The organism is Campylobacter sp. 2014D-0258 (assembly GCF_008000495.1).
GTDB classification, from domain to species: domain Bacteria; phylum Campylobacterota; class Campylobacteria; order Campylobacterales; family Campylobacteraceae; genus Campylobacter_D; species Campylobacter_D jejuni.
Genome location: NZ_VOAR01000021.1, coordinates 163,864 through 182,331, shown reverse-complemented (window position 1 = coordinate 182,331; position 18,468 = coordinate 163,864). Strand labels below are relative to the sequence as shown.

At 30.0% G+C, this 18,468-nt stretch carries 20 protein-coding genes and 2 tRNA genes; 17 read left to right on the top strand and 5 right to left on the bottom strand.

Translation table 11 applies throughout. From position 1 onward, the window contains the following. Positions 1-7 precede the first annotated feature (7 nt). From SR62_RS04170 to SR62_RS04160, 3 genes are all read left to right on the top strand, one after another. Positions 8-1,012, top strand: a complete 1,005-nt coding sequence (locus SR62_RS04170; protein ID WP_002877604.1) for a DUF2891 domain-containing protein — start codon at positions 8-10, stop codon at positions 1,010-1,012. 117 nt (positions 1,013-1,129) lie between these two features. Further along, entirely contained in the window at positions 1,130-2,422 is a 1,293-nt protein-coding gene (locus SR62_RS04165; protein WP_079263821.1) for an SLC13 family permease, read from the top strand. A 10-nt stretch (positions 2,423-2,432) separates the two neighbouring features. Beyond that, positions 2,433-3,230 carry an amidohydrolase family protein gene (locus SR62_RS04160; RefSeq protein WP_002887670.1) on the top strand — a complete coding sequence of 266 codons (798 nt, stop codon included), beginning with the start codon at positions 2,433-2,435 and terminating at the stop codon, positions 3,228-3,230. On the opposite strand, the gene SR62_RS04155 is transcribed toward SR62_RS04160, so the two are convergent. After that, positions 3,227-4,312 (bottom strand): FUSC family protein, encoded by a 1,086-nt coding sequence (locus SR62_RS04155; RefSeq protein WP_002859081.1) that lies wholly within the window; start codon positions 4,310-4,312, stop codon positions 3,227-3,229. The genes SR62_RS04160 and SR62_RS04155 overlap by 4 nt on opposite strands. Next, a complete protein-coding gene (locus SR62_RS04150) occupies positions 4,309-5,541 on the bottom strand; it encodes a glutamate-5-semialdehyde dehydrogenase (RefSeq protein ID WP_147502274.1) in 1,233 nt (410 codons plus the stop codon). Before SR62_RS04150 ends, SR62_RS04155 begins: the two co-directional genes overlap by 4 nt. A 70-nt stretch (positions 5,542-5,611) precedes the next feature. Between SR62_RS04150 and SR62_RS04145 the strand changes: the two genes are divergently transcribed. Both SR62_RS04145 and SR62_RS04140 read left to right on the top strand, forming a co-directional pair. Continuing rightward, positions 5,612-6,547 (top strand): NAD(P)-binding domain-containing protein, encoded by a 936-nt coding sequence (locus SR62_RS04145; protein WP_060810129.1) that lies wholly within the window; start codon positions 5,612-5,614, stop codon positions 6,545-6,547. Positions 6,548-6,727: 180 nt separating this feature from the next. Next, on the top strand, positions 6,728-8,056 hold the full coding sequence (locus SR62_RS04140) for an MATE family efflux transporter (RefSeq protein ID WP_002869959.1): 1,329 nt from the start codon (positions 6,728-6,730) through the stop codon (positions 8,054-8,056). A gap of 47 nt (positions 8,057-8,103) precedes the next feature. Here the strand turns inward: SR62_RS04140 and SR62_RS04135 are convergent, their stop codons facing one another. Then, entirely contained in the window at positions 8,104-9,033 is a 930-nt protein-coding gene (locus tag SR62_RS04135) for a DUF2860 family protein (RefSeq protein ID WP_060810128.1), read from the bottom strand. Between the two features lie 153 nt (positions 9,034-9,186). Here SR62_RS04135 and SR62_RS04130 point away from each other — a divergent pair, with 153 nt between their 5' ends. The 10 genes from SR62_RS04130 to SR62_RS04090 all read left to right on the top strand — a co-directional run bounded on the left by SR62_RS04130 (position 9,187) and on the right by SR62_RS04090 (position 16,690). After that, positions 9,187-10,563, top strand: coding sequence for a replicative DNA helicase (locus SR62_RS04130; protein WP_002869960.1), 1,377 nt, complete (start codon positions 9,187-9,189; stop codon positions 10,561-10,563). 62 nt (positions 10,564-10,625) lie between these two features. Next, entirely contained in the window at positions 10,626-11,228 is a 603-nt protein-coding gene (locus SR62_RS04125; protein WP_147502273.1) for a hypothetical protein, read from the top strand. Next, complete coding sequence (locus SR62_RS04120) at positions 11,219-11,425, top strand: hypothetical protein (RefSeq protein WP_002886183.1); 207 nt, start codon at positions 11,219-11,221, stop codon at positions 11,423-11,425. The genes SR62_RS04125 and SR62_RS04120 overlap by 10 nt, the downstream gene beginning before the upstream one ends. A 76-nt stretch (positions 11,426-11,501) precedes the next feature. Next, positions 11,502-12,593: a hypothetical protein gene (locus tag SR62_RS09180; protein WP_240693322.1), complete on the top strand. Its 1,092-nt coding sequence runs from the start codon at positions 11,502-11,504 to the stop codon at positions 12,591-12,593. Next, positions 12,593-13,183 carry a hypothetical protein gene (locus SR62_RS09170; RefSeq protein ID WP_187106214.1) on the top strand — a complete coding sequence of 197 codons (591 nt, stop codon included), beginning with the start codon at positions 12,593-12,595 and terminating at the stop codon, positions 13,181-13,183. The genes SR62_RS09180 and SR62_RS09170 overlap by 1 nt, the downstream gene beginning before the upstream one ends. Continuing rightward, entirely contained in the window at positions 13,183-13,965 is a 783-nt protein-coding gene (locus tag SR62_RS04110; protein ID WP_063669611.1) for a hypothetical protein, read from the top strand. Before SR62_RS09170 ends, SR62_RS04110 begins: the two co-directional genes overlap by 1 nt. Positions 13,966-13,968: 3 nt before the next feature. Next, positions 13,969-14,433 (top strand): hypothetical protein, encoded by a 465-nt coding sequence (locus SR62_RS04105; protein ID WP_002869110.1) that lies wholly within the window; start codon positions 13,969-13,971, stop codon positions 14,431-14,433. A 6-nt stretch (positions 14,434-14,439) separates the two neighbouring features. Beyond that, entirely contained in the window at positions 14,440-14,745 is a 306-nt protein-coding gene (locus tag SR62_RS04100) for a hypothetical protein (protein ID WP_002884497.1), read from the top strand. 8 nt (positions 14,746-14,753) lie between these two features. After that, a complete protein-coding gene (locus SR62_RS04095) occupies positions 14,754-15,821 on the top strand; it encodes an HP0729 family protein (RefSeq protein ID WP_002870112.1) in 1,068 nt (355 codons plus the stop codon). After that, complete coding sequence (locus SR62_RS04090) at positions 15,818-16,690, top strand: helix-turn-helix transcriptional regulator (RefSeq protein ID WP_147502272.1); 873 nt, start codon at positions 15,818-15,820, stop codon at positions 16,688-16,690. The genes SR62_RS04095 and SR62_RS04090 overlap by 4 nt, the downstream gene beginning before the upstream one ends. 21 nt (positions 16,691-16,711) lie before the next feature. Here the strand turns inward: SR62_RS04090 and SR62_RS04085 are convergent. Both SR62_RS04085 and SR62_RS04080 read right to left on the bottom strand, forming a co-directional pair. After that, a tRNA-Met gene (locus SR62_RS04085) sits at positions 16,712-16,787 on the bottom strand. Between the two features lie 33 nt (positions 16,788-16,820). After that, positions 16,821-16,895 (bottom strand) — tRNA-Gln (locus SR62_RS04080). Positions 16,896-16,986: 91 nt separating this feature from the next. On the opposite strand from SR62_RS04080, the gene SR62_RS04075 reads away from it, so the two are divergent. Both SR62_RS04075 and SR62_RS04070 read left to right on the top strand, forming a co-directional pair. Beyond that, positions 16,987-18,006, top strand: a complete 1,020-nt coding sequence (locus SR62_RS04075; RefSeq protein ID WP_002852104.1) for a bifunctional 3,4-dihydroxy-2-butanone 4-phosphate synthase/GTP cyclohydrolase II — start codon at positions 16,987-16,989, stop codon at positions 18,004-18,006. Between the two features lie 11 nt (positions 18,007-18,017). Continuing rightward, on the top strand, positions 18,018-18,461 hold the full coding sequence (locus SR62_RS04070; protein ID WP_002852081.1) for a GatB/YqeY domain-containing protein: 444 nt from the start codon (positions 18,018-18,020) through the stop codon (positions 18,459-18,461). Positions 18,462-18,468 lie beyond the last annotated feature (7 nt).

Sequence of the window (18,468 nt, the reverse complement as noted above, 5' to 3'; positions counted from 1 at the left end):
AGAAACAATGGAAAAATTTATAAAACAATTTAGCTTTATTGCACTAGAAAATATTTTTAGAGAATTGCCAAATAAAATTACACATTCTTTTAATGATATCAATGATATTAAACCGCCAAAACTTATGTATCCTATATTTTATGGTTCTTATGATTGGCATTCTAGTGTGCATTCTCACTGGCTTTTGGTGAAAATTTTAAAAGATTTTTCTCATTTTGCCCCAAAGGATGAAATCATCAAAGCCTTAGATTCTCAATTTAGCAAAGAAAAAGCAGAAGGAGAGCTTAAGTATCTTCAAAACCCTGCACACAAAGGTTTTGAAAGACCTTATGGATGGGGATGGTTTTTAAAACTGGCTTTGGAGATAAATTTACTTGCCAAAGAAAATTACAAAGCTGAAATTTGGGCTAAAAATTTAGAAGGCATAGCTGATTTTTTTGTTAAAGAATTTAAGGAGTTTTTGCCTAAGATGGATTATCCTATACGAGTTGGAACTCATTTTAATAGCTCTTTTGCTTTGTATTTTGCTTTAGAATATGCAAGATTTAAAAAAGATCAAGAATTGGAGTATTGCATCATCCAAAGTGCTAAAAAGTGGTTTTTAAATGATAAAAATATGCAAGCCTTAGAGCCTTGTGGAGATGAGTTTTTATCTCCTGTTTTGATGGAAGCGGTGCTTTTAAGTGCTGTTTTACCTAAAAATGATTTTGTAAAATTTTTTAAAGCATATTTGCCAAATTTAGAAGCAAAAGAGCCTGCAACTTTATTTACCCCTGTGAGTGTGAGTGATAGGAGCGATGGTAAAATAGCACATCTAGATGGGCTAAATTTAAGTCGTGCTTGGTGTTTTAAAATACTTTCAAATTTTTGCGATGAAAATTTAAAAATTCTTTTAAGAAACAATGCTACAGAGCATTTTGATAAAGCCATAGCTCATATAGAAGATGATTATCTTGGGTCGCATTGGCTAGGAAGCTTTGCTTTGCTTGCTATGGATGTGGATATTTTATAAAAATTTCATAAGATGAGTAAATTTGTTACTAAATAGATATTTTTTAAATTTAGATTTTGTTTTTATGCTTTGAAAAATATATTTTTTGATATTATAAGCCCTATAATATTTTAAAGGATGATAATGGTTTTTTTAATCATCTCTAGTATTATAGTGGCTATTATTTTGGGCTATATTACTAGACATAATGTTGGAATTTTTGCTATGATTTTTGCTTATATTATAGGAGCTTTTTTTATGGATTTAGCTCCTAAAAAAATCATAGCTTTTTGGCCTATTTCTATATTTTTTGTTATTTTTGCTGTTTCATTGTTTTATAATTTTGCAACCGTAAATGGAACTCTTGAAAAATTAGCTGGACATTTGATGTATCGTTTTGCTAATCATCCTTATTTGCTTCCTTTTGTTATTTTTGTGGTTAGTGCTATTATAGCTGCTTTAGGAGCAGGTTTTTATACAGTTTTAGCTTTTATGGCACCACTTACTTTTTTACTTTGCGATAAAATCGGTTTAAGCAAAATTGCTGGAGCTATGGCTATAAATTATGGTGCTTTGGGAGGAGCAAATTTTATGACTTCTCAAAGCGGGATTATTTTTCGAGGATTGATGGAAAATTCAGGCATTGAAGCAAATGAAGCTTTTGCAAATTCTAGTATTATTTTTGCTTTTACTATAATCTTGCCTATTGTGGTATTATCTTTTTTTGTGTTTAATGCTTTTAAAAATAATATAAAAATTAGTGTTATTTCAAAACCTGATCCATTTGATTATAAACAAAAAACTACTTTAATTCTCATGTTTATGATGATTGTTGTTGTTTTAATCTTTCCTGTGCTAAATATTATTTTTCCACATAATGAGACAATTAGTTATTTTAATAAAAAAATAGATATAGCCATGATAGCCATGATTTTTGTTGCCATTGCTTTATTTTTAAAATTAGCCGATGAGAAACAAGTTGTTGCTTTAATTCCTTGGGGAACCTTGATAATGATTTGTGGAGTAGGGATGTTAATTAGCATAGCAGTTGAAGCAGGGGTTATAAAATTATTTTCAGATCTTGTAGAAAATGAGATCAATGTGATTTTTATTCCGTTAATAATGTGTGCTATTGCAGCTTTTATGTCGCTTTTTTCAAGTACTTTGGGTGTGGTTACTCCAGCGCTTTTTCCTATAGTTCCAAGCATTGCTGCAAGCAGTGGATTAAGCGAGGCATTGCTTTTTTCTTGTATTGTTGTAGGGGCTCAAGCTTCTGCTATTTCTCCTTTTTCTTCTGGAGGAAGTCTAATTTTAGGATCTTGTCCTGACAAATATAAGGAAAAATTATTTAAAGATTTACTTATTAAAGCTGTGCCTATAGGATTTATAGCGGCGATTTTAGCCACTATTATAATGAGTTTTATTTTATAAGGATAATTTAATGAAGATTGATACTCATGCACATATATTTTTGAAAAAGTTAAATACGGTTGCAAATGCAAGATATAAACCTGATTATGACGCTAGTTTTAAAGATTATAAGGCAAATTTAGATCATTATGATTTTGATAAAGGGATTTTAGTTCAGCCAAGTTTTTTAGGTGTTGATAATGAATTTTTACTTCAGAGTATCGAAAAAGATGAAAATATAAAAGCTATAGTTGTGGTTGATGAAAATATTAAATTTGATGAGCTTAAAAAACTAAAAGAAAGAAAAGCTTGTGGAGTTAGATTAAATTTAATTGGCAAAGAATTGCCAAATTTTAAAAGTATGGTTTGGACTCAATTTTTTGAAAATTTAAGTAAGCTTAAAATGCAAATAGAAATTCAAAGAGATTTAGATAATAATCTTGTTGATATTGTTGAAAATTTAATTCCTTATGGTTGTAATATTGTTATCGATCATTTAGCAAGAGCTAATGCAAACTTAACAAATTTAGAGGATTTAATTTGCTTAAAAAACTCTAGAATATTTTTTAAAATTAGCGGTTTTTATAGAGCAAAAATAGATTATGCTAATAATGAACAAGCTGTAAAATTTGCAAAGAAAATATATGAAATTTTAAAAGAACATTTTCCACTTAGCAATTTTGTTTTTGGAAGCGATTGGCCACATACAAATTTTGAATCAAATGTTAATTTTTCATCGGCTCTAGTAGCTTTTAATGAAGTTGTCGTATCTAAAAAAGAACAAGAGCAAATTTTAGGGGATAATGCTTGTGCTTTATTTGGCTTTTAAGCTTTTTGTTTTATCCTAAAGATGTATTTTGCAATGCGTTCAAAATGCACTCTTAGATAAGGTTTGTAAATCACAAAACCACCTAAAAGCCCTAAAATGCTTCCTATTACAACATCAATTAAACGAGCGAGTATTAATTTATCTGCATTTTCACTCATAAAATTAGCTGCTTCCGAAAGATAAGTAGCATAAGGAGTAAAGAAAATCATAGCTAAAGCATAGTTTCGATTGACTAAAAATTGTCCTATAAAAAACAAAGACATCATAAGTAAAATAAGCTCTATATCGTGAAATTGTTTAGATAAAAGCCACCATGCAAAACATACTCCTAAGGCCGTTCCTATGATGCGTTGAATTTGTTTAATCCATATAGAATTTAAAGTTACACCTTGCATAATAGCTGTACAAGAAATGGCTATCCAATAACTTCTTTCAAGTTCTAAAAAAGTTCCTATAAATATAGAAAAAGCCACAAAAGAACCCATGATCAAAGAATCCACAAAAACTGCATCAAAACCTATATATTCTCTAGGTGGAATTTCGCTAGGTAAAGCATTTTTAAATCCATAAATCACAACGATAGAATATAACAAAGCCATTAAATTAGCTACCATTGCTCCAAGAAAAACAAGACCTACTAAAAAGATAAAATCCTTAGCTTCAAAAGGAGAATAGGCTCCTAAAACACAAGAAAATACAAAGAAAAAATATCCAGGTGCACCAATGTTATAGTATCTAATTAAAATAGAACTTCCCATGGCCATAATTCCTATAGGGATGAAGGCAAAAATTGCAGGCAAAAAATGAGTTAAAATTCCTAAGAAAAAACTAGAAACTATGCCAAAAGAACAGCACATCACAACAGCCATTCTATGATATAAAGGAGTGTTTGGAACATATAAAAAAGACAAAGCTCCTATCATGGCAATGAGTCCATAGTTTAATTTTCCAAAAAATACACTAAGCCCTAAAACTATACCTACGCCTAAAGCCGCAAAAAAAGGCATTTGCCAAACTTGTTCGCTTGAATTTAATTTAGCAATTTCTTTAAAGTGTTGCTTTAGTATTTCTATTTTATTCACTCTCGAATTTGTCCTTCCCCATTGATTATATATTTATAAGTGCAAATATCTTCAATCCCCATAGGACCTCTTGCATGCAATTTGCTGGTTGAAATTCCAACTTCTCCACCAAAGCCAAATTCTCCTCCATCGCTAAAACGCGTTGAAGCATTAGCATAAATACAAGATGAGTTTATAAGGCGTTGAAATTTAGCGATATTTGAAGCATCATTTGAGATAATGGTTTCAGAATGCAAGGAGCTGTGTTTATTGATATGCTCTATAGCTTCATCGCAATCTTTTACTAATTTTACACTTAAAGCAAAATCAAGCCATTCTGTATCAAAGGTATTTTCATTTGCTTTAAAAATTTCTAAATTTGAGTTGTTAAAATAAGCCAAAGTATTTTCATGGGCGTGAATTTTTACCTTAAATTTTTCAAATTCAGGTATTAAAAGACTTATAAAATTTTTAGCAATTTTTTCATGGATTAAAAGCGTTTCTAAAGCGTTACAAACACTTACTCTTTGACACTTTGCATTAAGGATTATTTTTAAAGCCATATCTAAGTTAGCACTTTGATCTACAAAAGCATGACACAAGCCTTTATTTTGCTTAATGAGAGGAATTTTGGTATTGTTTGCAATTTCTTGTATCATGTTTGAACTTCCGCGAGGTATGATCACATCGATTAAATCATCAAAAGCTAGAATTTGCAAGATCTCATCTCTTTGAGTAAACATAGCAAAACAATCTTGCAAATCAAATTCCTTAAGTACTTTATTAACAAGAGTAAATATAGCCTCATTTGTAAATTTTGCTTCACTTCCGCCTTTAAATACACAAGCATTGGAACTTTTTATCATTAAAGCTGCGATTTCAGCGCTAAGACTAGGCCTTGCTTCGTAAATAACACAAATGAGTCCTAAAGGAATACTCATCTTTTGTATGCTCAAACCCGCATAATTTTTCCAGCCTTTAGAAATTTTGCCTATAGGATCTTCGATGTAAGCGATTTTTTCTAGGCCTTCGCAAAGAGCTAAAATACGTTTTTCATCTAACAAAAGCCTATCTTTCATTGCTCCGCTTTTTGTGAAATTTGCCATATCTTTTTTATTTGCTTCTAGGATAATTTTGAAATTTTCTCTTAAAATTTGAGCTAATTTTAGAATAATTTTTTCTTTATCTTTGGGTGTTAAGTTAAGTAGTTTTTGAGAATTTTTCTTAATATTTTCAAGCAAATTTCGCATTTTTAATCCTTTATTTACAAAAAACTTGATAAATTATACAAAAAAATTTAGAATTGAAAGGTAAATATAAATGAAAAAAATAGATTTAATTGTAGTAGGTGCAGGTCCAACAGGGATAGGCTGTGCAGTTGAAGCCAAGCTTAAAAACAAAGAAGTTTTGATACTAGAAAAATCAAATAACATTTGTCAAACTTTAATGCAATTTTATAAGGATGGCAAAAGAGTAGATAAAGCTTATAAGGGATGCGAAGGAACCAATCACGGACATGTTACTTTTGAAGATGGCACCAAAGAAAGCACTATAGAAACTTTTCAAAACGCTTTAAAAGAGCACAATATAGAAGTTGAATTTGGTTCTGAAGTTGAGAGCGTTAAAAATGAAAATGGAGTTTTTTTAGTAAGTACAGCTAAAGGTGTTTATGAGTGTAAAAACATTATTGTTGCTATAGGTAGAATGGGTAAACCTAATAAACCTGATTACAAACTTCCTATGACTTTAACAAAAATCATTAATTTTAATGCCAATTCAGTTTTAGCAAATGAAAAAATTCTTGTTGTAGGTGGCGGAAATTCAGCAGCAGAATACGCTGTGGATTTGGCAAATTCAAATCAAGTTAGCCTTTGTTATCGTAAAAAAGAATTTACAAGATTAAATGATATAAATCTTAAAGATATTCACGAAGCTGGAAATTCGGGTAAGGTAGAGTTAAAACTAGGAATTGACATTAATGAAGTAGAAGATGATAATGGCAAAGCTAAAGTAAATTTTACCGATGGTACAAGCGATATTTATGATAGAATCATTTATGCTATTGGTGGTTCTACTCCACTTGATTTTTTACAAAAATGTGGGATTAATGTTGATGATAAAGGCGTGCCTTTAATGGATGAAAACAAACAAAGCAATGTTAAAGGCATCTTTGTAGCAGGAGATATTGCTACTAAAAATGGAGCAAGTATAGTTACAGGGTTAAATGACGCTGTGAAAATTCTTTCTGTGCTTTAAAATTTAGCCTTTGGGCTAAATTTTTATTTTAGTTTAATCTAGAAAATTCATATGCAAAATAAAATAAATATTAATAAACTTATTGCGAAATTACTTTATTTAAATTCTTACATACTAGGACTTTTGGCATTTTATTAGCGGTTTAAAATATTTTTAATTTTAAATATTTTAAGGATTATTATGTCAAGTATTTTTAGCACCTTAAGCCCTTTTAGGCTTTTTGTAAAATGTGCCGTGCCAAATGTTATAAGCATGGCTTTTATTTCTTTTTATTATATAGTTGATGGAATTTTTGTTGGAAAATATCTAGGAAGTGATGCTTTAGCGGCACTAGCCTTGATTATTCCCTTTATCATGATGTCTTTTGCTTTGGCTGATATGATAGCCATAGGATCAGCAGTGCAAATTTCTATGCATTTAGGTTTAGGCAAGAAGAATTTAGCTAGAAAGATATTTAGCTCAAGTATGTTGATTATCTTTATAATCTCTTGTTTTATTGGAATTTTGGAGTATTTTTTAGGACCTGTTTTGATTGATTGTTTAAATGTTAGCGATGAGATTAAAACGATGACTAAAGAATGTATGTTTGTTTTTGCTTTGTTTGCACCCTTTACTATGCTTTCTTTTGCTTTGGATAATTATTTAAGAATTTGCGGAAAAACTGCTTATAGTATGGTAATGAATGTGATTATAGCATTAAGCAATATAGTGCTTGATTATATTTTTATAGTCGAGTTGGGTTGGGGCTTATTTTCAGCTGCTCTTGCAACTTGTTTGGGACTTGTTTTAGGTGGTATTTTTGGAATTTTTCCTTTCTTGTTTCAAAATTTAGAGCTTAAAATTTCGAGCCTATATATGAATTTAAAAATTTTTAAAAATATTCTTTATAACGGAAGCAGTGAGTTTTTTGGCAATATTTCAGGATCTTTGTATAGTATTTTTGCAAATTTTGTTTTATTAAAAATTTCTGATACTCAAGCCGTGGCAGCCTTTTCTATAGTTTTATATATTGATAGTTTTATTATAATGCTTATTATTGCTATGGGTGATGCAATGCAGCCTGCGCTTAGTTACAACTATGCTAAAAAAGATTTTTCAAGAATCAAAGCTATTATAAAAGTGGTATTTTTTGCAGGGGGATTTTTATCTTTATTCTCTATAGTGCTTATATTGATATTTGGAGAAAATTTAATCACGCTTTTTACAAAAGAAAACAATCAAGAATTTAAAACTTTTGCTTATACAGCTTTGATGCTTTTTGCTTTTAATTATTTTTTTGCATGGTTTAATGTTCTAAGTGGTTCTTTTTTGACAGCTTTTAATAAGGCAAGCTTTTCTTTGGTTTTAAGTTTGGCGCAAAATTTATTTATACCTTTGTTTTTTCTTTTGTTTTTATCTTGTTTTATGGGTTTAAATGGAGTATGGCTAAGTCCATTTTTTGCTGAATTTTGTGTTTTGATTTTAGCTTGGATTTTTCTTAAAAGAATTTTTAAAGATCTATCTTTATAGGAGATAGATCTTTTTTAAATTTTATCAAAGGAGCTTTTTTATAATTTTTAGAATTTATATCCTATACCAGTTAGGACAATTTGATAGGTTTCATCATAAAATCCTATATCGCTATTTCTTTTTTCTATGCCATAATTTGCAAAACCATAAAGTCCGTTATAACCCAAAAATTGATTTTTAACAACTTTTAGATTAAGCTTAACTATATTACCATCTTGTTTTTTGTGGAAGATAGGATCAGTTCCTACTGCTTCATATTTGCTAAGATTTAAATTTGGAGTGAAGATGTAATCATTAGCAAAAGCCAAATTTGTTCCTATACTAAAACCATATCTTGAATAGCTTTGAGCTTTTCCGTCTGCATCATTGTAATCATAATTTAGTCCTAGGTTTAATAAGCTATAATTATAGTTTAATTCAATTTCGTGATAATATCCTTCCCTTTTTAAAGAGCTTTGTGCGATAGTGTCTTTATCATATTTGTTTTTGCTAAATAAATATGAAGTGGTAAATTTCCCAAAATCACTTTCATAAAGTTGAGAGATTTTAAAACCATATCTATCAACATCAGTTTCTTCTCTATTTCCTATTACATAAGGATTTGCATAAGCTTTTTCTCTTAAAGAGGAAATTACAGAAAAAGAAGTGCTAAAACGCTCTAAATAAGCTCTTTCGTAGCCTAAAGCTATACCGCTGATATCTCTTCCATTGTAGTTTTTAATAAAAATTCTATCATTATCTATAAGATTACCATAGTAAAGTTCTGCACCGATAAAAGGAATGAAAGAGGAGTGTGAATTATCAGCATTGTGACTGCTTAGATAATCGTTGTTTGCCAAGGTTGAAATATTACTTTTAATATCCCTTGCACCCACACCTATGCTTAAATTTCCACTAAAACCTTCTTGAAATTCTACAGCCGTAGCTGATTGGGTTAAAATGGAGGCTAAAACACAGGAAAATAAATATTTTTTCAAATGTTCTCCTTGAAATGTTTGTTGTTTGTAATTAAATTACATTTATAATTGTAACTAATATTACTTTAAATATTTATAAAAAAATTAAGTTTTATAATTTAAGTTTTTTTAGATAGAATTTTTAGAATTAATTTATACTTATAAGGAAATTTAGTGCAGCAAGAGTATTATGACTTGGATTTAGAACGAGCTATTTTAAGCAGTTGTATCATGAGTGAAGAAGCTTATGCTAGTATAGCAGGTGATATTAGCCCAAAAGATTTTAGTCTTAAAGCTCACCAAGATATTTTTAAAGCGGTTATAGCTTGTAGTAATAACAAAGAGCCCATTTCTGTAAGTTTTTTAAGAAAACATAAAAAAATAGATGAGCAAATTTTAGCAGAAATTCTTGCCACTCCTTCTATGATAGATTTGCCTGCTTATGTAAATGAACTTCGGGAAAAGTCTGTAAAAAGACAGCTCTTGAGTTTTGCGCATCTTTTGCCAACTCGTATCAATGAAGATCGTGCTGTAAGTGAAATCGCAGATGAAATTGGTAAAGAAATTTTTAGCATTACAAATCGTGTGAATTCTAGAGATATTAAAGATGTTGATATGGTAATATCAGAACTTTTTGAAGAATTTAAAAAGCAAAAAACTTTAGAAAATAAAGGTATTATAGGGCTTGATACAGGTTTTGAAGGTCTAAATAAAATGACAAAAGGTTTTAAAGGGGGTGAACTTATAATAATCGCTGCGCGCCCAGGTATGGGAAAGACAACTCTTTGTTTAAATTTCATTGACAAGATTTTAAGACAAAAAAAAGGCGTGGCTTTGTTTTCTCTTGAAATGCCTGCAACTCAAATCATGCAAAGAATGCTATCTTCCAAAACTTCCATTCCTTTGCAAAAAATTTTAACTGCAGATTTAAATGATGATGAATGGGAGCGTTTAGGAGATGCTTGTAATGATTATAGTCAAAAGAAATTATATATTTACGATAGTGGTTATGCAACTATTGCTGATGTAAGGGCTATTTTAAGGCGTTTAAAATCTCAAGATGAAAGTATAGGACTTTGTGTGATTGACTATATAGGGCTTATGATGAGTAATTCAAATTTTAATGATAGACATTTGCAAGTTAGTGAAATTTCAAGAGGACTTAAGCTTTTGGCTAGGGAGCTTGATATGCCTATTATCGCACTTTCACAACTTAATCGTGGCTTAGAGCAAAGGGCAAATAAGCGTCCTTTGATGAGTGATTTGCGAGAAAGTGGAGCTATAGAGCAAGATGCGGATGCTATTTTGTTTGTATATCGCGATGAGGTTTATAGAGAACAAGAAGAAAAAGAAAGAGAGAATAAAGCTAAAGCTGAAGGCAAAGCTTATCAAAGGCTTTTTATACCAAATCCTATGCAAGAAAATGCTGAAATTATTGTTGGAAAAAATAGAAATGGACCTGTTGGAACTATAGAAGTTGTATTTTTAAAAGAAAAATCTTGTTTTGTAGATAAACCTATAGGCTATGAAACTACTGAATTTACAGGCTAGCTTTAATAAAATAAGTTTTTAATATTTTAAAGTTATTTTTTACGACACAACCTGTCGCAAGGGTGTTTTATACTTTCTTTGTTATTTTAAAACAAGGAGAGAAAATGTTAAAACAAATCGCATTTGGTAGTATAGCTCTTACAGCTACAGGATATGGCATAAAAAAATTATACGAAAAATTATCCAAGCCAGAAAGAAAATTTGATACACATGCTATTGTTCCAAGCTGTAAGGATGTAATCAATACCGAAGAATACAAACTCAAAAGAAAGTTTGAAATCGAACAAAAGAAAAATCAAATTCAAGAATTTCTTTGCGAATGTATGGAGTGTTATAGCGGCTTTTCAAAATATTTTAATTCTAAGGAATTTTTAGAATTTGAGCAAAATTTTACCTCTAAAAATAATCATAAAACAGAATTTCTTTTGTCGTCTTATAAAGATCAAATGATAAAAGTGATCGACTATGCTAAAAAATTTGAATGCTTGAGTGCTTTTTTGGAAACACAAAGCGAAAAAAATGACTTAGCGGTTGTAAAAATGATAAGCGAAAGTATGGAGAGAAAAACACAGAGATTTTATCTGCAAACAAAATTTCAAACTTTTCCTCAGTATATTTTTCCTTCTGTGTGGAGTTCTCGTATGTGGAATAAACAATGGGAATAATACTTGGAATTTTAAGTCTTATAGCCGGCTTTGTTGCTATAGTGTTGATGTGTAGTTTGTATTTTATAGTGTTTATGGTTTTTGTTGGCATAGCGATACTTATTTTTCTTTCTATGCAACCTTATCCTTATAATATAATATTTTGTGCTATATATTTAATCACAATTTTAGTGCTAGTGCTATGGCGTAAAACTTAAAAACTTCACTTCCCCCTTGACTGGGGGGGGGGGATTTGATAAAATACAAAAATTAAAAACAAGGAATTATTAAAATATGAATAATTATATACATTTAGAAGAATTGGATTTAAAAGCCAATTATGCGGATTTAGAAAAAGAGTTGGAAAATTTATCTAAAAAAGAATGTCTAAGAATAGAAATTGATAAAGGTTTGGAAAATTCACTTAAAGAACTTGAAGATTTAATGGAAAAATTACCCGAACAGCAAACCCAAACACTTTTTGAACAATGCACTAAAAATGCTATGGATGCTGTGACAGGGCATTTTGGACTCGCTTCAACGATCTTAAATGCAAAAGATGGTGGGAATGTAACAACACTACATAACTTTGAAAAAGGTATTGTAGCGACAGAAGAAGATTTACAAAAGCTTACAAAGTATCAACAAGGCTATAAACGAGATTCAAACTATGATAAAATAAAAGATAATATAAGAGATAATTCTCCAAAAATTGTACGTAGTGAATACACAGGTGAAGAAATGGAAAGGGGTGCTGGAAAGAATAAAGCGCAACTAGATCATGTTATTTCTTTAAAGGAAATTGATAGAGATCCTAATATGCATTTATTTTTGGATGATGCAATTAGGGCAGAAATAGCAAATCACCCTGACAATCTTAAGTGGCTTGATGCAAGTGCTAATGCTTCTAAAGGTGATAGAGATCTTATGGAGTGGGGTAAAGAAATTGATCCAAAAACAGGAAAAACCAATTTTGAAAAATATGGAATCGATGAAAAAAAAGCTGAAAAAATTTACAATACAGCCAAATCAAACCTAAAAAAGAAAGTTATAAAAGAAAAAATTGTCAAATATTCTAATGAAGTTTTAAGTACAGGTGCTAAAGATTCAATGAAAATCTTTGTTTATTCTGCCTTTGGAGTTGTCTTAAAAGATTTTATTGAAGCTGTTGTTATTGAATTAAAAACCACCTTTAGAGAGTTTGGAAAAGAAAATATTAAAGAAATTTTTAAACGATTTGCACGCAGAATGGAAAAAGTTTGGGAAAAGATAAAGGCAAAATGGAAGGATATATTCAAAGGTTCTTTAGAAGCAGGAATTCAAGCATTTTTTTCTAATTTGTTGGTTTTTATTATTAACACTATTTTTACAACTTTAAAAAAATAGTGCAAATCATACGTGCAGGCTTTACTTCTCTATATCAAGCTGTAAAAATCATTATTAATCCACCTAAAAATATACCAAAAGATGAAATTTACTTTGAAGCATCGAAAATTTTTGTTAGCGGGATGATTTCTGCAATTTCAATGTTAGGAAGTGAAATGATCCACAAGTTTCTGCTGTCAATACCTGGATTTAATGTATTTTTGTCACTACCTATCCCTTTTACCGATGAAACAATAGGGGATGCCCTTTCTTTATGTATTTCAGCGGCTGGTGGTGCTGTATTGAGCACTATAGCTATTTTTTATATGGATAAGTGGAGAAGCAATTCCAAAATTGGCAATTTACAAATACAAATTGTAACTCAAAAAAATTTGATAGTACAATACAAAATTGCCAAAACTTGGTTTGCATTGAATGATGCTTATCATATTGTAAAAAACGAAACTTTAGCAACTATACAACAAATCAAAAAAGATAACCAAATGAGAGAGCAAAGTTCTCAAGAAGTAGAAACAGCAATTGAAGAATTTGAAAATTGTAATATCACTAAAAAATTATACAAAAAACTTAATCAAACTAAGGAGAACTGATGCTAGAACTTATCACACAAAAAGATCAAGATTTTTTGCAAAATATTGAAAACCTTGATGAAGAATATATTCAAAAATTTATTAATAAAAAAATCAGTGAAATAGCTATAGCTATTGAAACAGCAGCAGAGAATGCTGATAAAGCAAAAGATAGAACACAAAAAGCCAAAAATCTTAATACAGATAGTGATTGGCAAACTTATATACCAATTTTTGGACGTTGGTTTGGAGAAACATCAGAAGAAAAAAAAGAAATTAAATCCAATATGATCCTTGAAGTAGCAGAGTTACAGAATGAATCAATGAATCAAATGACAACAATTCTAAAAGAAGTTGTAATATTTTTTACTTCCAGTTTTTGTATTGCTACGCGTATGAATCAAGCTTTATCTCTTATTATTGCGCAAGGTTTTGTAAAGAGCGATGGCAAGGTAATTCGTTTATCTAAAGCCGCTAAAGAACAATTTCAACAAATACAAAAGTTCACACTGAGTTTTATAGAAGATCATGAAAAACACAAAGATACGATAAATAATATCCAAGTAGAATTAGATAAAAAAAATCAAATTGATGATGAGCAATATAAACTCATAGAAAAACATTATCAAGAATTTATACAATATAAAAATTATAATGACAAAATTGTTCAAGAGCAAGAATGTAAAATCAATGAACTGAAAGATATTTTAAATAAAAGAAAAAATGTTTTTACAAATAGCATTTCAATTTTAGCTTTGATAGTTTCTGTTGCGTCGATTGTATTATATTTTATAGGGCGTTAATTTATGAATTTTTTAAGTTCTTTAAAAGATAAGGCGGTAAATGCTTCAGAAGCAATTAAAGACAAAACTATTAAGACTGCTGAAGTTGTTAAAGATATTGGAATGGAAGTAAAATGTGGGATTGGTTGGCACGCGGGTGAATATCAAAATGAAAAAGATAAACCAAAATGTTTTTTTTCCAAAATTTGCCCTGATTGCGGAAAATATCTTACAAAAAATCAACATGATTTTGAAGCTCCTGAAATATTAAATCCTGATAATTGTTATGGATATAGACGATGTACTCTTTGTTCTATTCAAGTGTTTGATAATTTTCATAATTATTATGAAATCAAAAAAGATGCAAAATGCAGAATGCACGAAAAATGTAATTTATGCGGACATGAAAGATTGGGACAAACAAGACACAATTGGAAATATGACGAAAACGGGCAAAAAATTTGTCTAGATTGCAAAGAAACAGTATAAAGACAGATGTTTTCTAAGATTTTCTCATCTCTTAGCCTTGCAAATGCGTTTAAAGGATTTTTATTTAAACGCATTTCAAGCCCTATGCAAAGTGCTCGTATTATTAGTATGGTTTTGGATATAAAAAATGCTTTTAATGACAGCAAAGATCAAGCAAGTAGTATTTGCAAAACTTTGGATTTGATAGTAAATTTTAAAAAAGAACATCTGCAGGATTTTAACGAGTTGTTTGAAATTTTAAAAGATCTCATACAAGAATACGAGCAAAATCCTAATGAAATCAAGCAAAATCTCAAAGAAATCCTAAAATAAGGCAAAGCATGAACCACCTTTTAATCCTTTATAACCCCTACTATCAAGAAGATGTCATCAAGCAACATTTAAGCATTTTGCAAGAAAAATCCCAAGTTGCCTTTGGCAAAATCAAATCAAAGCTCAACGATCAAGAAAAGCAAAATTCCTTAGAAGAAATTTACCAAAGTACAAATGAAGAAAATTTCTTGCAACTTTTTTTAAGCGATTATGCTAATTTATTTGTCGCTAAGGTGATAAAAATTTCTAAAAATGTCGATGAAAGTTTGATTCCTAGTTATTATAAAGAAAAAAATTTAGAAGTGGAAGACTTTTTTATTATCAGTGATTTAAGAGAATTAGTCAGGGAAGATTTTAGTCTTTTAAGAGATAAATTTTTAGCCAATTTCATCACCCCAAACGATCACACTTATGCTATTTATGGCAATAATTACACCTATCCTTTGCCTGTGAGATTAAAAGAAGAGTGTTCTTATTTTTTAGGAGATGAAAAACATTATCTAAGCGTATATAAAAGCAAAGAATACTTAGCCATGCAAGAAAATTTCATACGCTTTGTTTTTGGCAAAAGGATTTTTTATCTCTTGCACCCTGATAGCATAAGCAATATCATTCATGCAGAATTAGAGCTTTTACAAAGCGAAAACGATCTTTTAAATGATTTTACAAGCATTGTAGTCAAATACTCCAAAACCTTAGAATATGAAATTTACGCTTTTGCCAAAAAAGTTCTTTTAAAAGCTTGTATGAAAGATCCTAGCCTTTATGATTTAACTTATAATGTCCAAGGCAAATCTTTTATACTTAAAGATTTTTTTACCCAAAAACCCAATCTTGGAAGTATTAAATTTCTACTCAGACATGAAAATATCCAATATCATTTAGGAAAAAGTTTAACTCAATTTATCAATTATCCTTTTTCAAAAAGTCTTACTATCATTCAAGAAATCCGTAATGAAGCCGTTCATGCAAAAGCCCCAAGTTTAAATGAAGTCAAAAAACTTAGAAATGAAATTTTAGGCATAGAAGGCGTAAGTTTGTTAAAAAGAATTTTAACCCACAAGGAAATTTCATGAAAGAATACGACAAATTAAGCATACGCTTGGTGCAGATTTTATCAAAATTTAACAATGGGGAAAGTCTAAGCGCCCAAGAGCTTGCACAAGAGTTTAATGTCGATACAAGAACCATACAAAGGGATCTTAACGAAAGACTTACTTTTATGCCTATTAAAAAAGAAAATGGAAGATATGTTTTAGAAAGCTTTGCTTTGGGAAAATTAAGCTTTAAAGATATACAGAATTTCGCCACCTTAAGTGGCATTGCTGAGCTTTATCCAAAACTCGATCAAGGTTTTATAGTTGATCTTTTAAGCCATAGGGTAAATAAAGTTTTGATGGTAAAAAATGAAGGTTTTCAAAAGGTGGATTATGAGCTTTTTAAAGATCTTAGTGTGGCTATACTCAAACACAATGTATTAAATTTTTTCTATAAGGAAAAAGAACGCCAAATCAAACCTTACAAACTCGTAAATTACAAGGGAATTTGGTATCTTTTAGGGGATGAAAACGATAAATTAAAACATTTTAATTTAGATAAAATTTCAAAACTTCGCACTAAAAATGAAAATTTTATTCCCAATGAAAAACTTGAGGAACAAATCCAAAATGATCCTAATATCTGGCTTGGAGAAAGCAAAGAAGTGATTTTAAAACTTGATAAAAATGCTAAGGAATATTTTTTTAGAAAAGAAATACTAAGCAATTATCAAATCATTGATGAAGATGAAACAAGCTATACTTTAAGCACTCAAGTTTCCTATGAAGATGAAATTTTACATTTGGTTAAACAGTGGATTCCTTATATAAAAATTCTAGCTCCTATAGAACTGAAAATACGGCTAGAAGATATTTTAAAAAGTTATTTAAACAATCTATCTAAATAAAATTTATTTTAAATCCTTAACTGGTTGCGAAGGGGAGATTTGAACTCCCGACCTTCGGGTTATGAGCCCGACGAGCTAACCACTGCTCTACTTCGCGGCGTATAATATCTTTGAAATATAAAATAAGAAGTGGATGGGGTAAAGGGATTCGAACCCCTGAATGACAGGACCAAAACCTGTTGCCTTACCGCTTGGCGATACCCCAATAAATATTTTTAAAAGTGTGATTATAATGAATTTTAATTTATTTGTCAAGCAATTTAAGTTATAATTTTAAAAATTTTAAGGAAATAAAAATGAAATTTGTTAGCGTAGAACAAGCGATTAAGGATTTACAAGCAGGAAAAATGCTTGTTATGGTAGATGCAGAAGATAGAGAAAATGAAGGCGATTTAATCTTTCCTGCGCAATTTAGTACTCAAGAAAAAGTAAATTTCATGATAAAAGAAGCTCGTGGTGTGGTTTGTGTAGCCTTAGATGAAACTTTGGCAAAAAAATTTGAACTTCCTTTAATGGTGCCTAAAAATACTTCAAACCACGAAACTGCTTTTACTATAACCGTAGATGCAAAAGATGCTACAACGGGAGTTAGCGCCTATGAAAGAAATATGACTATACAAATTTTTGCCGATGATAATGCTAAGGCGAGTGATTTTGTAAGGCCAGGGCATATCAATCCTTTAATCGCAAAAAAAGGTGGGGTTTTAGAACGCACAGGTCATACAGAAGGCACGGTTGATCTTTGTAAATTAGCAGGATTAAAAGGTGCTTGTGTGATTTGTGAAATTGTAAAAGATAATGGAGATATGGCAAGAAGAGAAGATCTAGAAATTTTTTGCCAAAAACATGATTTAAATATGATAGCCGTAAGCGATCTTATAGAATATCGCCTAAAACATGAAAGTCTTATTAAGCTTGAAGAAAAAAGTCAAAGTGTTTTAGCAGGCTTTAAAGCAGAAAAATTTATCTTTAGTGATCATAATCAAACCCAACACATAGCTTTTTGCTTTAAAGATATCAAAAAATGTGAAAATGTTAAATTTCATATCAGTGGTAGTGATTTTGAGCTTTTAACTTCAGATAAATTTTCAAAACTTTTAGAGCAAATCAAATTTCTTAGTGAAAATGGTGGCGTTATAGTTTTCATGCAAGGAGAAAAATCCAGCACCACTCAATACAAAAACTATGGTATAGGAGCACAGATTTTAAGATATTTTGGTATAGAAGAAATTAAACTTTTATCTCAAAGTTGTGATAAAGACTATATAGGCTTAGAAGGTTTTGGTTTAAACCTTAAAGCTTGTAATTTTAACTAAAAAGGAAAAAAATGACTTTAAAAGAACAAATTTTAAACGATATCAAAGAGGCAATGAAACAAAAAGATGATTTTAAAAGAGATAGTTTAAGAACTCTAAATGCAGCTTTTAAGCAAATAGAAGTGGATGAAAGAATAGAGTTGGATAATGAAAGAATTTATAAAATCATTGCAAGTGAAATCAAAAAACGCAAAGACGCAATCGAACTTTATCTTAAGGCAAATCGTGAAGATTTAGCACAAAAAGAACAAAATGAAATAAGTCTTTTTGAAATTTATCTGCCTAAACAACTAAGTGATGAGGAGTTAACTTTAGCCTTAAAACAACTTATAGAAGAATTGGGCGTAAGTTCACTAAAAGAACAAGGTTTGGTAATGAAAGAAGCTAAAATAAAATTAGGTGCGAGTGTTGATGGCAAAAGACTTAATTTAGCACTTAAAGAGCTTTTACAATAATTTTTTG

Coding starts and splice junctions, on each gene's coding strand:
- SR62_RS04170 (WP_002877604.1), top strand. CDS start 8: ATGGAAAAATTTATAAAACAATTTAGCTTTATTGCACTAGAAAATATT.
- SR62_RS04165 (WP_079263821.1), top strand. CDS start 1,130: ATGATAATGGTTTTTTTAATCATCTCTAGTATTATAGTGGCTATTATT.
- SR62_RS04160 (WP_002887670.1), top strand. CDS start 2,433: ATGAAGATTGATACTCATGCACATATATTTTTGAAAAAGTTAAATACG.
- SR62_RS04150 (WP_147502274.1), bottom strand. CDS start 5,541: ATGCGAAATTTGCTTGAAAATATTAAGAAAAATTCTCAAAAACTACTT.
- SR62_RS04145 (WP_060810129.1), top strand. CDS start 5,612: ATGAAAAAAATAGATTTAATTGTAGTAGGTGCAGGTCCAACAGGGATA.
- SR62_RS04140 (WP_002869959.1), top strand. CDS start 6,728: ATGTCAAGTATTTTTAGCACCTTAAGCCCTTTTAGGCTTTTTGTAAAA.
- SR62_RS04120 (WP_002886183.1), top strand. CDS start 11,219: ATGGGAATAATACTTGGAATTTTAAGTCTTATAGCCGGCTTTGTTGCT.
- SR62_RS09180 (WP_240693322.1), top strand. CDS start 11,502: ATGAATAATTATATACATTTAGAAGAATTGGATTTAAAAGCCAATTAT.
- SR62_RS04110 (WP_063669611.1), top strand. CDS start 13,183: ATGCTAGAACTTATCACACAAAAAGATCAAGATTTTTTGCAAAATATT.
- SR62_RS04105 (WP_002869110.1), top strand. CDS start 13,969: ATGAATTTTTTAAGTTCTTTAAAAGATAAGGCGGTAAATGCTTCAGAA.
- SR62_RS04100 (WP_002884497.1), top strand. CDS start 14,440: ATGTTTTCTAAGATTTTCTCATCTCTTAGCCTTGCAAATGCGTTTAAA.
- SR62_RS04095 (WP_002870112.1), top strand. CDS start 14,754: ATGAACCACCTTTTAATCCTTTATAACCCCTACTATCAAGAAGATGTC.
- SR62_RS04090 (WP_147502272.1), top strand. CDS start 15,818: ATGAAAGAATACGACAAATTAAGCATACGCTTGGTGCAGATTTTATCA.
- SR62_RS04075 (WP_002852104.1), top strand. CDS start 16,987: ATGAAATTTGTTAGCGTAGAACAAGCGATTAAGGATTTACAAGCAGGA.
- SR62_RS04070 (WP_002852081.1), top strand. CDS start 18,018: ATGACTTTAAAAGAACAAATTTTAAACGATATCAAAGAGGCAATGAAA.